Here is a 14,032-nt window from a genome sequence, read left to right on the forward strand (position 1 = left end):
TGTGTAATACTTCTCAATTTGTTTCCAAGTAATTTTGTACTGTAATTTAAAACAGTATACTATGAAAACTACTATAAAGAGACAAATTCCTGTTTTACAAATGGGATGTGCATCTTGCGCCAATAAAATCGCTACTACGGTTCAAGCCTTAAACGGGATTGTTTCAGCCGAAGTCAACTATGCTTCGGCGATGCTTTCCTTTGAGTTTCTGCCAAAAATCATTACCCTATCCGAAGTCCAAAAAGCAGTTCAGGATTCAGGCTATGATTTGTTTATCGAGGACGATACTAACGATAGCGAAACTTTAGCTTCAATACAAGAAGAAAAAATGACCACTTTAAAAAACAAAACCATTTGGGCTTTGCTATTGGCTTTGCCCATTGTAATTATTGGAATGTTTTTTATGGAAATGCCGTATGCCAACGAAATTATGTGGATACTTTCTACTCCCGTTGTTTTTGGTTTAGGAAACCGTTTTTTTATTAATGCATGGAAGCAAGCGCGTCATGGTACGACCAATATGGATACTTTGGTGGCGCTGAGTACGGGAGTCGCTTACGTGTTTAGTGTATTCAATACGTTGTTTCCGGAGTATTGGCATCAAAAAGGATTGCACGGACACGTTTATTTTGAAGCAGCTGCTGTAGTAGTAGCTTTTATCTTATTAGGCAAATGGTTGGAAGAAAACGCCAAATCCAATACGTCCACAGCCATAAAAAAGTTGATGGCGTTGCAACCTAATGAGGTGACTTTGTGGCTAGACAACGAGCAACAAAAAGTAATTCCTATTGCCCAAGTCAAAGTAGGTGATAAATTGTTGGTAAAACCCGGCGAGCGAATTGCGGTCGATGGGGTCGTGATAAGTGGCGATTCCTATGTAGATGAAAGTATGTTAAGTGGCGAACCCATTCCCGTACTCAAAATGGCAAATGAAAAAGTTTGGGCGGGTACGTTGAACCAAAAAGGGAGTTTGGTTTTTACTGCCGCTCAAGTTGGTTCCGAAACGCTTTTGGCTCATATTATAAAAACAGTACAAGAAGCTCAGGGAAGCAAAGCACCAGTTCAAAAAAAGGTCGATTTTATCGCTAGTATTTTTGTGCCTGTGGTTATGGCGATTGCGGTTGTGGCTTTTGTTTTGTGGTGGATTTTAAGAGGAGAAAATGGTTTTACGCAAGGTATTATGGCTTTGGTCACTGTTTTGGTGATTGCTTGTCCTTGTGCCTTGGGATTGGCAACTCCTACCGCCATTATGGTTGGAGTAGGCAAGGGAGCCGAAAATGGAATACTCATTAAAGATGCACTGAGTTTAGAATTGGCACAAAAAATAGACACCATCGTTCTAGACAAAACAGGTACCATCACCGAAGGAAAACCCAAAGTAACGGATGAATTGTGGAGTAGTACCGATCCTCAGTTGCGTTCTATTTTGTTGAGTATCGAATCGCAATCCGAGCATCCTTTGGCGGAAGCTGTAGTTCATTTTTTACAGGGAGTTCCAACGGTTGCTATATCGAATTTCGTAAGTGTTACGGGCCAAGGCGTTCGCGCCAAAGTAGGAGGTGAGGAGTATTTTGTAGGGAATCCCTCTTTTTTAAAAGCCAACCAAATCGAAATAAACGAAGACTTGCTTCAAAAGACTACCATTTGGGAAACCGAAGCCAAAACCGTAATTGGGTTTGCCAACTCGACTAGCGTTTTAGCCCTCTTGGCCATTTCGGATGCGGTAAAACCAACTTCTGCGGCAGCGATTCGGGAGTTGCAACAGATGGGGGTCGAAGTCTATATGCTTACGGGGGATACAGAAAAAGCCGCACAAGCGATGGCTATACAAACGGGAATTACTCACTACAAAGGCGGAGTTTTACCCCAACAAAAAGCAGATTTTATCAAGGAATTGCAAGCTCAAGGCAAAACAGTTGCTATGGTGGGTGATGGAATTAACGACAGCACCGCATTGGCCCAAGCCGATGTCAGTATTGCTATGGGGAAAGGAAGCGCCATTGCGATGGAAGTCGCCAATATGACGCTAATGACCTCGGATTTGCATAAGATTCCACAAGCGATTCGTTTGTCAAAAGCTACTGTGGCTACGATACACCAAAATTTATTTTGGGCCTTTATTTATAATGTGATTGGGATTCCTATCGCGGCAGGTGTTTTATTTCCTTTCAATGGCTTTTTACTTAACCCGATGCTCGCGGGTGCAGCTATGGCATTGAGCAGTGTGAGTGTAGTAAGTAATAGTTTACGATTGAAATTGAAAAAGTTATAGGTTAAGTAAGCTTTTAAAAATTAAATTCCAAATCCGAAGGTTTTGCACAAGCCTTGGAATTTGGAATTTAACTTTTTGGAATTTCTTCCAAGAATTAAATCTATTTTTTAACCAATTTATTAATCATGCCTTCAAAGATAAAGCCATGAAAGGGGAGTACGGAGTACCAATACAATTTGCCCCAAAAACCGTGAGGTTTGAAAGTAGCGGCTTGGTATAGTGTATTGTGTATGATTTTGAATTCAAGCCAAGCCTCTCCTGGGAGTTTCATTTCGGCATACAAAACGAGTTTACCTTCTTTTTTGTTGGCATACAATACCCGCCAAAAATCCAAAACATCGCCAGAATGGATGTCGTGTTGGTTGGTGCGTCCTCTACGTAAACCAACGCCGCCCACCAATTTGTCTATAAATCCTCTAATTTCCCATAGCCAGTCTCCATAATACCAACCCGTTTCACCACCAATAGACCAAATACGTTCTGTAGTATAGTTTCGATTGATGATTTCTTTTTTGCGGCGGTCGATGAAACAATTTTTCTTAGGGACTTTCAAATAATCGGCTACATTACCTATGAATTGTCCGCTAATCATGGCGTCTTTCCAACTTGAAGCTATATCGTCTTTGTCTATTTTAATCAATGCTCTCGAAACGGCTTCGCTATAACTCATTGGCTGTAAATCTAGCAGTGCATTTATGCGGTTGTCTTGGCAAATGACTTCGACTTTCATACTGCTCACTAAGGCTGAAGCTAACTTGTAAGAAGTTGAGGTAACAAAATAAAGCCAATAGGAGGACAATTTGGGAGTCATTACGGGCACCGTATAAATATAGCGTTTCAGTCCTGCAGCTTTAGCAAATCCTAATAGCATTTCTTTGTAAGTGAGAATATCTGGTCCGCCTATGTCAAAATTTTGATCATAGGTTTCGGGATTATGTAAACTTCCTATCAAAAAATCCAACACATCCGAAATGGCTATCGGTTGGCATTTGGTATTGAGCCATTTTGGCGTAATCATTATTGGAAGTTTGTTGACCAAGTCACGAATAATTTCAAAGGAAGCGCTTCCTGAGCCTACAATGATACCTGCTCTTAGAGTAGTTATAGCAAAAAGACCTGTTTTTAGAACATCTTCAACGGCTTTGCGAGAAGCCAAATGTTTTGATAAAATGGTGTCATTGACAATACCACTCAAATAAATGACTTGTTTTACTCGAGTAAGGTTCATGCGATCTACAAAATTCAAAGCAGAAGCATACTCCAATTCATCATAATTCTTTGCCGAACCCGACATGGAATGAATTAAATAATACGCGGCATCAATTTCGTTGGGTATGGCAATTAAGGTTTCCTGATTCAAAAAATCAACTTCAATGACTTGAACTTGTTGAACTAAATTCTCGGGTAAATAAAAACGGTCTTTGTCCCTAACACAGCAAATCACATGATGACCTTTAGCCACTAATAAAGGTAATAGTCGCTTTCCAATATATCCAGTGGCTCCTGTTAGTAGAATGTTCATATTGAAATTTTTATTTTCTTTTAAATATAGTTAAAATATTGATTTATAGATAAATAAAATCGATGTTTTTGCGAATTTTACCGATAAAAGATGCTTTGGAATGTTTTTTTAGTGTTCCGAAACCATATTGTTAGATTTTAAAACTTACAATTCCATAATCTAAGGAAAAGACTTGTCCCGAAATGGATTTGGCTTCTTCCGAAATTAAAAAATTGGCCATGTGCGCTACTTCATCAGGTTTTAGATACCCTTTCATCGGATGGCGTTCAATCATGTTTTCTTTCATTCTGTCATTTCTTAAAATACCTGAAGCCAATGAGGTATCGGTAATTGTAGGCGCAATTGCGTTTATACGTACAACTGAAGCTAGTTCAGCACCTAATGATTTTACCAATCCTTCTACACCTGCTTTGGCGGTAGCAATACTCGCGTGAAATGGCATTCCTAATTTGGCAGCAACAGTACTAAACAAAAGAATGGAGGGGTTTTGTCCTTTTCGCAAGGCAGGCAAATATTTTTGAATGGCTTTTACAGCGCCAATAACATTGATTTCAAAATCGTTTTTAAAATCTGATATGCTGAGGTTTCCGATTGGTTTTAAGTTAATCGAGCCCGGACAATAAATCAAAGTATCCACATTTTCGATATCCGGAAGTGGGTCTTGTAAAACATCAACGGCATAGTGTGTTAAATTAGGATGTGACAAATCTGGCGCTGTTCTACTGATGTTGAATACCTGATTGGATTGTAATTGTTGCATTAGTATCGCGCTACCAATTCCTTTGCTACCGCCAATAATTACGATGTTTTTCATAAAAAAATGTATTGAGTTTGGTTTATCGTTTTGATATTTTGTTGTGGGTGATTTGTCGTTGTAAAGTACATTTGAATCTTCCTTCGGTAAAATTTCGAAGTTTTTCGTGTTTTGTTTTTCGACCTTGCACTCGAGCACGCCAAAGTCTGAAACTTGAAGGTTTCATTTCGGTACGCATCAAGTTGATGACTTCTTGTTCTTTTAATCCAAATTGCAATTGAATGGCTTCGAAAGTGGTTCGATCTTCCCACGCCATTTCTATAATTCGGTCAATTTCTAATTCGGTAAGGGCTATTTTGTTGGGCATAGCTAAAGCTTTTTTGATAGATGTTCTAGGTTTGTTTTTTAATCGCTATCGCCAATGTCGGCTAGGGTATGTAATTTCAAAATCCGATTACTTTCTTCTTTAACCAATGGATTTTTCTTCATTTTCCATAAAAAATCCGAAGCAAATTTTCGAGTTCTGTCAATATTGACAATCGGTTTTGGATAGTCTTTTCCAAGTTCGAAGTTGTTGAATTTTTGATCCAAAAAAGTCATTTTACTAGGTTGATGAACGAAAGCCAAAGGCAAATTTCGCAACTCGGGAACCCATTGCTTGATAAATTCTCCTTGTGGGTCGTGTTCCAAACTATTTTTTATCGGATTGTAGATGCGCAATAAGTTGACACCCGTTTCGCCAGCTTGCATTTGCAATTGCGGGTAGTGAATGCCCGGCTCAAAATCCAAAAACATTTGCGATAAATGTTGCGTAGCCTCTTGCCAAGGTTGCCAAAGGTTATGGGTAAAAAAGGATACCAACAAGGCTCGCATTCTAAAGTTGAGATAGCCAGTTTCGTTTAAGCAACGCATACATGCGTCGACCAATGGAACTCCCGTATTGCCTTCTTTCCAAGCTTTGATGTATTGAGTGTTGACTTTCTTTTTTAGATCGTGATAGCCTTTGTTGATGCTTTCAAACTCCATAATTTCTTCCATTTCAAATTTTTGAATAAAATGGGCTTGCCAAGTAAGTCTCGACACAAAGGAATCAATTTGTTTTTTGTTGGTGCAAATTTGTCGGAAGGTAGCGGCTTTTTGTAATACTTCTCGGGTTGATAAATTACCCCAAGCAATATATGGCGAAAGCCGACTGCAACTTTTTCTGGCCAGTAAGGGTTTAGAAATATGATTGCTGTAGTTGAAGTACCGATCTTTAAAAAACGAATCTAAATATTTTCGTCCCATTTCGGTTCCGCCTTTTTGAAACCTACTATCTTGTTGGGTGTCTAAGTTGGTTTTTTCAAGCAAACGTTCTATAGTTTCGATTTGATGTAGCGTTAAAAAACTGTTCTCTTTTGGTAGAAATTCTAGCTGAGGTTCATTCATGTATTTTTCCCATTGCGTCACCCAATTGCTTCGGTTTTTTAGCCCTCTAAAAATGCCATTGTTTATGTTTTCTACCCAATCGATTTGGTTGTTTTTGCAAAATCTTTTGAAAGCTTTGTCTCTATCGTATGTAATTTTTATTCCGGTTTCTTGATGCGAGTAGACATTTTTGATGGTGTATAGTTCGAGTATGCTATTAATGGTGCTAATTACTTCTCCATTTACAGCTAATACTTTTGTTTGATACGGTTGAAGTTCTGCGTTGAGGGCTACGATAGATTGCTTGATGAAATTCCAATGTCTTTCGCTATAATGTCCATCGTTTTGCAATGATTTTTCAAAAACATACAGTAAAAGTGTACGCTGACCAGATTGGATTGCATTATGGATTGCCTCGTTGTCCTGCAAACGAAGGTCTCTTTTGAACCAAACGATATTGATATGTTTTTTATTCGAATTCATCTTTTAAAAAAGTTGTTGTTGTAGCCAGCGTTGTTGGAATTTGGACTGTTTATCATAGTTTTGCGCTTGCAAGGTGACATTGAATTTTCGGTCTCGAGGGTCGTTGCCTACACCTGAAACATACATCCAATTGCCATAATTGCTGTGTACGTCATAATCCAAAAGCATCGATTCAAAATAGGCCGCTCCAATTCTCCAATCTAAGAGTAAAGTTTTGGCAAAGTAAGAAGCTACGTTTTGTCGTCCGCGATTGCTCATCCAACCTGTTTGTTGCAATTCCAGCATATTTGCATTCACAAAAGGTGCTGGCGTAGTACCGTTAATCCATTGTTGAATGGCTTTTTTGTCTTGCGACCATTGATACTCTCGGTTTTGAATGCCCCCAATTTTAAAAATTGCATTGCCATTTTGCAGCGAAATGTATTTGAAGTAATCCCTCCAAAGCAATTCAAAAATCAACCAATACGTGGACTCGTTGGCTTCTATTTCTTTTTCGTAGCGCTTTATTTCCCAATAAATGGTTTTGGGAGAAAGGCATCCATTGGCCAACCAAGGCGAAAACTTTGAGCTATAATCTGTTCCAATCAATCCGTTGCGGGTTTGTTTGTACTGACTGATTTTTTTGGTGTTCCAGAGGTATTCTTGCAGTCTTGCCAATGCCTGATTTTCGCCACCACGAAAAGGAAAAGCTGTTCTCCTATCTACTTGAAAGGTTGTAAATCCTAAATCTTCCAAAGTAGGAATTGCGGTTTGTGTGTCAATCGTATTCGATTTAGGCATTGCGGTTAGCTTGCCAATTTTCGGAACGACTGCTTTTTTTTCACAAGCATTTCTGAATTGAGTAAAAACAGCGGGTATTTCGGCTATCGAAAACGGAATGACTTCTGGCGGAAATAAAAATTGATGATAGGCAGCAACAAATTCTACAGTTGGACCGCAATTTTTTTTCACACTATCGATTTCTTCTTTTTCCTCACTCGTCCATTCGTTTTGAAAGTAAAGCGTAGTTTGGATAGATGAATCAATCAAAGTCGGAATAACTTGTGAAGCCGAATCGTGATACACCAAAAGTGTAATGCCAAGAGTAGCTAAATTTGCTCTTAATTCCTGAACCGATTCTATGGTAAACTGTGCTCTAAAATGCGCCGTTTTTTTAAATCCAAAAGCTGTGGTTGCATACTGTTTTGGGTCAAAACAATACACGCCAACTACGCTTTCGTTTTCGGCAATAGCCTTTTGTAGCGCTGGATTATCCGCGACTCTTAGGTCATTTCTGAACCAAACGATTCCTTTTTGTTTCTTCTGCATTTTTCGCTACAATATTTTACTTCGTCCCAAACTTTTTCCCATTTTTTTCTCCAATCAAAAGGGCGATTGCAGACCACGCATATTTTGGAAGGCAAATGTGTTTTTTTCAACTTTATAAATAGTTTTGATATTGATTTACGGCGATGGAAGCCTTGAGGTCAAACATCAAATTATACAAGCCAAAGAAGGTTCTATTCATATAAATAAAATGCTTGGAACCGCGATTACCATTCATCTTGCGCAGGTTAGTGTCTTTGGCAAATCGTTCGCCTAATTGCGCAATATTGTTAAAGAAGACTTCGTCTGAAAAATCAAAATGCGTGTTTTGAAACGGCAAAGTGAAGAGTGATAGCAAGTCATAAAACATACTCGTGAAATACTCGATTTCTTCTGGAGTATCTTCTTTTCTTAAAATTTCAAGCTCAAATAATTTGGCATTAAAAAGTTGCTTGTTGTCAATAATTTCTTTGTTGATTAATTCAAAATATGGCACATAAAAGTCATTCGGAATGCTTTTCATACAACCAAAATCTAAGGCAACCAATTGCTGGTTTTCGTCTACCAAAAAGTTTCCAGGATGTGGGTCGGCGTGTACTTTTCGTAAAACGTGAATTTGGTACATATAAAAATCCCAAAGTGCTTGTCCCACTTTGTTGGCGGTTTCTTGATTGGTGTTTTCGGCAGTAAACTCAGATAAATGTTTCCCTGTCATCCAATCCATCGTTAGGATTTTTTCGGATGAAAATTCAGGATAGTAGGCAGGAAAAACCAAGTTTTCTATTTTTTGGCAAGCTGCCACTACTTCTTGACTTTGTTTTAGTTCAAGCGTATAATTGGTTTCTTCAATCAATTTGTCTTCTACTTCTTTAAAGTATTTATCAGAATCTTTGCCCTGTAGATTAAACATTCGAATCGCCATTGGTTTAACCAAAGCCAAATCCGAAGAAATGCTATTGGCTACACCTGGATATTGAATTTTTACCGCTAATTTTTTTCCGTTTTTCTTGGCCAAATGTACTTGACCAATACTTGCTGCATTTAACGATTCGGCATTGAATTCATCAAAAATTTCATAAGGTGTTTTGCCAAAATTCGATTTAAAGGTTTTGAGTACCAAAGGAGCCGAAAGCGGAGGAACAGAAAACTGTGACAATGAAAACTTTTCTACATAGGCTTGTGGTAGAAAATTTTTGTCCATACTCAGCATTTGTGCCACTTTTAGCGCACTTCCTTTCAAGCTTTTTAGGCCGTCATAAATATCTTCGGCATTGTCTTCGTTGAGTTTATCTCTCGTCAAGTCGGAGTTGACTATTTTTTCGCCGTAATATTTTAGGTAATTCACACCTACTTTTGCCCCCGTTTGCACCAATTTGGTCGCTCGTTCAATCTTTGAAGTAGGAATATAGTCTATAGTTTTCATTAGTTTTTTTGTATTTTTTCTTTGAATAGGAATTTTCCAAGATCGATTAAACTGTCAATAGGAGTGATGTTCATTAATTCGAAGGCTGCCTTTACTGATTTTTCTATATAGATATCTGTCTTTTCAAATCCAGCGGAACTGTCGTCCATCCAAAACTTTATGGTGAGTAAAAACTGAATCCACAACGATTCTTTTGTTACTTTTTCTTGGTATTCCTGAAAGCGCTCGATTTGAATGCGAAAATCATCGGTTGTAATTTCACCTATATAATTTTTGAATTTTTTACGAACATCAGCCAAAATCAGTACATTTTTTAACTGATTTTTATGCTGTTGCAAGGCATATAAAACATAACTTCGGTTCGCAGTTAGCAATTCAAAAAATGTAAAATAGAAACTCAACAATTTGGACCGCATGTCATAACTTGGATAAGCAGGGTTTTTTTCTAATAATTCGATGGTTTTGTCAAAGAACTGAATGAAGATTTCTTTCTCGATAGCTTCAAGTGTTCCAAAGAAAGTATAAAACTCTGCTTCGCTAAATCCGTTAAGCTTAGCAAATTGGAAAATTGATTTTGGTTTTTCGTTGTGCTCTACAACATAATCCATATAAAAGGATACGATTTTGTCTTTGGATATTGCTGATTTTTTAGTTGCCATTGCTGTTCCATTTAAATTAGAGTATAAAGATACTATTGTTTAACTTATTATTAATAACGTTAAACAAAATTTTAACCTATGTTTGCATAAGTTATTTTGATAACACAAAAAAAATAAAATGAAAAAAAGGGTATTGTTGACAGGAGGTACTGGTTTTGTTGGGAAACATTTAACTCAAATGTTGCTCGATAAAGGATATACTGTAAATGTATTGACACGAACACCAAAGAAAAATACAGAAGGAATTTCTTATTATACTTGGGATGTGTCTACGGGTTGTATCGAAGAAAAAGCGATAATGGATGCCGATTATATCATTCATTTGGCTGGAGAATCTATTGGAGATAAGCGATGGACTGTAGCACGAAAAAAAGAAATTTTAGACAGTAGGGTGCAATCAGCGGGTTTGCTGGCCTCAGTTTTACAAACCAACAATAAAAAAGTCAAAGCTTTTATTTCGGCCTCTGGTGTTGGGGTTTATGGCGCTCTGAATGGAGAAGGTATATGCACCGAAGAATCACCAGTTGCTCATGATTTTTTGAGTAAAGTTTGTCAAGAGTGGGAAAAAGCTGCCGATGCTGTAGCAGCACTTGGCATCCGAACAGTGAAAATAAGAACAGGATTAGTTCTTGGTAAAAATGAAGGATTTCTACAAAAAATGGTACCAATTTTTAGATATGGATTTGGTTCGGTTTTGGGTTCAGGAAACCAATTTATGCCTTGGATTCATATTCATGATTTGTGTGCCATTTATCTAGAAGCCTTGGAAAATGAAGAAATGTTTGGTGCGTACAATGCCGCTATTGAGGATAGTACAACAAATGCTCTTTTCTCTAAAAGTTTAGCTAATATTTATGGATATTCGGTTTGGTTGCCAAGGATTCCAGCCTTTGTATTGCAACTGGCTTTGGGCGAAATGTCGGTTTTGGTACTTACAGGTCGCCGCATTTCCAATGATAAATTACTCAATTTAGGTTTTCGATTTCAATTTAAAAATCTTGATTTTGCCTTGCGCGATTGCTTAAAAAAATAGAAGAATTTGTTTTAATAGTTTAATTTGTTACTTGTAGTTTGTTGTAATAACCTCATTTTGCTGCTGCCATAGCGAAATGAGGTTTTTTATTCTTTAAACGGAAACAACAAAAGAAAAGCCTCGTAGATACTTTGGTGCAAAATAGTAGCGTGATTGTCATTAGGCATACTCTTGAAATCTATCTTGGTGTCTTTCAATTGTGCTTTTTGTAAAATAGTAACTAATGTTTCGGCATCTTTTTGCATCACAGGATGCTCTTTTTTTCCTACTGCTATGTAAACGTATTTTGATTGAGGGCTTGATTTTGATAGTAATTCTGGTGCTTGTGTAAGTAAACTTTCGTCATCCCACCACAAACTTGGACTCACAATTAAGTAATGCGAGAATAAATTGGGGCGTTTTAGGACGATTTCAGTAGCTAAAAGTCCGCCCAAGGATTGACCAATTAAATAGTTGGTTCCGTTGGTTTTGTATTGGGATTGGATAAAGGGCTGCAACTCTTTTTCAATAAAATTGATAAATTCTGCGGAATGTCCTGTGGTCGGAAATTCTTTTTGAAAGTCTTTTTTATCGGTGTAAAAAGTGAAATCTTTTTTACGGTCAATGTTGGCAATGCCTACCAAAATACAATCAGGCATTTTGAATTGAAGGTTAAAAAACTGAACCAAGCCTGTAATATGCAGAAAATCTTCATTCCTACTTCCATCAAGAAGATAGATTACGGGATAAGATTTGGTAGTATCATAATTTTGAGGCAAATAAATATTTAAAGTTCGCTCTTCTTTTAAAATCGAAGAAGAAATAGTTTTCACTTCACCAATCGTCAAAGGCGTACTTTGTTTTGAAACGGATTGCCCTTGAACAGAAAAATGAAGGATACAAAAAAGGACTAAAAAGGAATATTTCATACTATACTTGTTGCTTTAAAGTGGGTATATCTTAACTGTTAATTGAAATTAAAAAAACTTAACCACATAGAGCCATATATTAGTAGCAAATCAACATAGAAAAAACAGAAATAGTTCTATTTTTCACAATAGATGACCTATGTGAATAGTAAAACGTCTATTTATTTCTTTTAAAAAACTATAAATTCTATGATTCTATGTGGTAAAAATAATTTTACCCAATGGGCTATTTCTTGTTTTCTTCCACCCTGAACGCTATAATTTCAGCGATTAAATCAAGTGGAAGCGGCTTGTCATTCGGAAACTGTACGGAGCCTTTGCCCTGTTTGTAAGACGAAAGTGCTTCAGCGAAATGCGAATGACCAGAAGGTGTAGCATACAAACCAATGTGATTTTTGAAAGCCGCATAATAAATCAACGGCTTACCATTGGTTTTATAGGCGGGCATTCCGTAGCTAATGCTTTCTTGAGCCTCGGGCGCTTTTTCCAAAATGAGCGTTCTAATTAGCTGCATTCTTTTCTGACTGACTTCGGGGAATTTAGCGAAATAAGAGGCTACGGTTTCCATATCTAATGATTTTAAAATAAAAAGTATTAGGAGCAGTAACAATCGGCTTTTTGGCCATCAAAGTCCCGTGATACGCTATATCTTTGCCTTTTTAAAGAAAAAAGACAAAGGATGCCGCTCCTCCCGGGGCTAAAAGGAAACAAAGTACCCTTATGTAAACATTCTCAAAAATAGTAAAATCTTTTTTTTTATTTTTTCGTCAGTAAAAGATTTAAAAAAGAATTTGTGAATTTGTGGCCTGCTTTTTTAGCCTTTGTTAGGATTTTTTTTCATAACATCCAATTTTTAGCAAAAAAGTATATCTTTAGCCAACTATAACTAACCTATTTCTTATGTCATTTGAAGTGCATACCACTCCAACTCTCCCCAAACCTTGGTATAGAGCTCTTTATTTTCAGGTGCTCCTTGCTATCCTAGCAGGAGTTCTATTGGGCCATTTTGTACCCGAAAAAGCGATGAATTTAAAAGTCTTGGGAGACGGATTTATTGCTTTAATAAAAATGATTATTGCCCCAGTAATCTTTGTAACAGTTACTACAGGAATTGCTTCTATGGGCGACCTAAAAGCAATGGGAAGAATTACTAGTAAAGCATTTGTTTACTTTTTTATCTTTTCGACTTTGGCTTTGATTATAGGAATGTTAGTAAGTAACATCATTCAACCTGGAGCCGGCCTGCATATTGATGCAAAATCCCTAGACCCCAAATCTATACAAGATTATATTGATGCCACAAAGGAGCATAATTTATCCAACTTTGTGCTAGATATTATTCCAAAATCGCTGATGAGTTCCCTCACTGGTGACAGCATTTTACAAGTACTTTTCGTATCGATTATGTTCGGTATTGGGATTACGTTGACTATCGATAAAAGTAAACCAGTACTTGATTTTTTACACGCATTGTCGCATCCCATTTTTAAAATCGTCGAAATATTGATGAAGCTGGCTCCCATTGGTGCGTTTGGAGCGATGGGCTTTACGGTGGGTAAATTTGGTTTGTCTGTTTTATTGAAATTAGGAGGATTGGTAGTTACCTTTTACCTGACTTCAGCCTTTTTTATTTTTATCATTTTAGGGGCTGTTGCTTGGTACAATAAATTCAATATTTTCAAATTGCTACGATACATTAAGGAAGAGTTGGTTTTGGTATTAGGTACTAGCTCTTCTGAATCGGCTTTGCCAAATGTGATGAAGAAGTTAGAAAAAGCAGGCTGTGCCAAACAAGTCGTTGGATTGGTAATTCCAACCGGCTATTCTTTTAATTTGGATGGGACTAATATTTATATGACTTTGGCAGCACTTTTTATTGCCCAAGCCTGTGATGTTGATTTATCTCTTGACAAACAAATTTTGTTGTTACTCGTTGCTATGCTGAGTTCAAAAGGAGCTGCGGGAGTTTCGGGAGCTGGATTTATTACATTGGCTGCGACATTAGCCGTCGTTCCTGATGTGCCAGTAGTTGGAATGACCTTGATTCTTGGTATTGATAAATTTATGTCAGAATGTAGAGCATTGACTAATTTTATTGGCAATACCGTTGCTACAATTGTCATTGCTCGTTGGGAAAATCAACTCGATGAGGAAGCCTTAGAAAAAGCGTTGCGATAACGCCTTTACTTTTAAAGAGTGAACTCACAATTTTTATGCTATTAACAACTGGCGAAAGCCAATTTTATTTAATGAATTTTAACTTCAA

The 14,032-nt window shown here is 37.3% G+C and carries 13 protein-coding genes; 3 read left to right on the forward strand and 10 right to left on the reverse strand.

Translation table 11 applies throughout. The features are described from left to right. The first annotated feature begins 61 nt into the window (after positions 1-61). A complete protein-coding gene (locus ACZ1AQ_RS10070) occupies positions 62-2,272 on the forward strand; it encodes a heavy metal translocating P-type ATPase (protein ID WP_489632777.1) in 2,211 nt (736 codons plus the stop codon). Positions 2,273-2,372: 100 nt separating this feature from the next. Here ACZ1AQ_RS10070 and ACZ1AQ_RS10075 read toward each other — a convergent pair whose 3' ends face one another. The 8 genes from ACZ1AQ_RS10075 to ACZ1AQ_RS10110 all read right to left on the reverse strand — a co-directional run bounded on the left by ACZ1AQ_RS10075 (position 2,373) and on the right by ACZ1AQ_RS10110 (position 9,825). Continuing rightward, positions 2,373-3,794, reverse strand: coding sequence for an SDR family oxidoreductase (locus tag ACZ1AQ_RS10075; protein ID WP_489632778.1), 1,422 nt, complete (start codon positions 3,792-3,794; stop codon positions 2,373-2,375). A gap of 130 nt (positions 3,795-3,924) precedes the next feature. Next, positions 3,925-4,608: an SDR family NAD(P)-dependent oxidoreductase gene (locus ACZ1AQ_RS10080; protein WP_489632779.1), complete on the reverse strand. Its 684-nt coding sequence runs from the start codon at positions 4,606-4,608 to the stop codon at positions 3,925-3,927. 22 nt (positions 4,609-4,630) lie between these two features. After that, positions 4,631-4,915: a TIGR03643 family protein gene (locus ACZ1AQ_RS10085; protein ID WP_489632780.1), complete on the reverse strand. Its 285-nt coding sequence runs from the start codon at positions 4,913-4,915 to the stop codon at positions 4,631-4,633. 38 nt (positions 4,916-4,953) lie between these two features. Beyond that, positions 4,954-6,438 carry a cryptochrome/deoxyribodipyrimidine photo-lyase family protein gene (locus tag ACZ1AQ_RS10090; RefSeq protein ID WP_489632781.1) on the reverse strand — a complete coding sequence of 495 codons (1,485 nt, stop codon included), beginning with the start codon at positions 6,436-6,438 and terminating at the stop codon, positions 4,954-4,956. 3 nt (positions 6,439-6,441) lie between these two features. Continuing rightward, on the reverse strand, positions 6,442-7,746 hold the full coding sequence (locus ACZ1AQ_RS10095) for a DASH family cryptochrome (protein WP_489632782.1): 1,305 nt from the start codon (positions 7,744-7,746) through the stop codon (positions 6,442-6,444). Then, positions 7,701-7,856, reverse strand: a complete 156-nt coding sequence (locus tag ACZ1AQ_RS10100; RefSeq protein ID WP_201296271.1) for a DUF2256 domain-containing protein — start codon at positions 7,854-7,856, stop codon at positions 7,701-7,703. Before ACZ1AQ_RS10100 ends, ACZ1AQ_RS10095 begins: the two co-directional genes overlap by 46 nt. A 2-nt stretch (positions 7,857-7,858) precedes the next feature. Beyond that, positions 7,859-9,166 (reverse strand): ABC1 kinase family protein, encoded by a 1,308-nt coding sequence (locus tag ACZ1AQ_RS10105; protein WP_489632783.1) that lies wholly within the window; start codon positions 9,164-9,166, stop codon positions 7,859-7,861. After that, positions 9,166-9,825 carry a TetR family transcriptional regulator C-terminal domain-containing protein gene (locus ACZ1AQ_RS10110; RefSeq protein WP_489632784.1) on the reverse strand — a complete coding sequence of 220 codons (660 nt, stop codon included), beginning with the start codon at positions 9,823-9,825 and terminating at the stop codon, positions 9,166-9,168. Before ACZ1AQ_RS10110 ends, ACZ1AQ_RS10105 begins: the two co-directional genes overlap by 1 nt. A gap of 118 nt (positions 9,826-9,943) precedes the next feature. Here ACZ1AQ_RS10110 and ACZ1AQ_RS10115 point away from each other — a divergent pair, with 118 nt between their 5' ends. Further along, entirely contained in the window at positions 9,944-10,858 is a 915-nt protein-coding gene (locus ACZ1AQ_RS10115) for a TIGR01777 family oxidoreductase (RefSeq protein WP_489632785.1), read from the forward strand. Between the two features lie 86 nt (positions 10,859-10,944). Here ACZ1AQ_RS10115 and ACZ1AQ_RS10120 read toward each other — a convergent pair whose 3' ends face one another. After that, a complete protein-coding gene (locus ACZ1AQ_RS10120) occupies positions 10,945-11,766 on the reverse strand; it encodes an alpha/beta hydrolase (protein ID WP_489632786.1) in 822 nt (273 codons plus the stop codon). Between the two features lie 226 nt (positions 11,767-11,992). Further along, entirely contained in the window at positions 11,993-12,334 is a 342-nt protein-coding gene (locus tag ACZ1AQ_RS10125; protein WP_489632787.1) for an iron chaperone, read from the reverse strand. 332 nt (positions 12,335-12,666) lie between these two features. On the opposite strand from ACZ1AQ_RS10125, the gene ACZ1AQ_RS10130 reads away from it, so the two are divergent. Beyond that, positions 12,667-13,944, forward strand: coding sequence for a dicarboxylate/amino acid:cation symporter (locus ACZ1AQ_RS10130; protein ID WP_489632788.1), 1,278 nt, complete (start codon positions 12,667-12,669; stop codon positions 13,942-13,944). The last annotated feature ends 88 nt before the right edge of the window (positions 13,945-14,032 follow it).

The organism is Flavobacterium sp. UM26 (assembly GCF_057922445.1).

Coding starts and splice junctions, on each gene's coding strand:
- ACZ1AQ_RS10070 (WP_489632777.1), top strand. CDS start 62: ATGAAAACTACTATAAAGAGACAAATTCCTGTTTTACAAATGGGATGT.
- ACZ1AQ_RS10075 (WP_489632778.1), bottom strand. CDS start 3,794: ATGAACATTCTACTAACAGGAGCCACTGGATATATTGGAAAGCGACTA.
- ACZ1AQ_RS10080 (WP_489632779.1), bottom strand. CDS start 4,608: ATGAAAAACATCGTAATTATTGGCGGTAGCAAAGGAATTGGTAGCGCG.
- ACZ1AQ_RS10085 (WP_489632780.1), bottom strand. CDS start 4,915: ATGCCCAACAAAATAGCCCTTACCGAATTAGAAATTGACCGAATTATA.
- ACZ1AQ_RS10090 (WP_489632781.1), bottom strand. CDS start 6,438: ATGAATTCGAATAAAAAACATATCAATATCGTTTGGTTCAAAAGAGAC.
- ACZ1AQ_RS10095 (WP_489632782.1), bottom strand. CDS start 7,746: ATGCAGAAGAAACAAAAAGGAATCGTTTGGTTCAGAAATGACCTAAGA.
- ACZ1AQ_RS10105 (WP_489632783.1), bottom strand. CDS start 9,166: ATGAAAACTATAGACTATATTCCTACTTCAAAGATTGAACGAGCGACC.
- ACZ1AQ_RS10110 (WP_489632784.1), bottom strand. CDS start 9,825: ATGGCAACTAAAAAATCAGCAATATCCAAAGACAAAATCGTATCCTTT.
- ACZ1AQ_RS10115 (WP_489632785.1), top strand. CDS start 9,944: ATGAAAAAAAGGGTATTGTTGACAGGAGGTACTGGTTTTGTTGGGAAA.
- ACZ1AQ_RS10120 (WP_489632786.1), bottom strand. CDS start 11,766: ATGAAATATTCCTTTTTAGTCCTTTTTTGTATCCTTCATTTTTCTGTT.
- ACZ1AQ_RS10125 (WP_489632787.1), bottom strand. CDS start 12,334: ATGGAAACCGTAGCCTCTTATTTCGCTAAATTCCCCGAAGTCAGTCAG.
- ACZ1AQ_RS10130 (WP_489632788.1), top strand. CDS start 12,667: ATGTCATTTGAAGTGCATACCACTCCAACTCTCCCCAAACCTTGGTAT.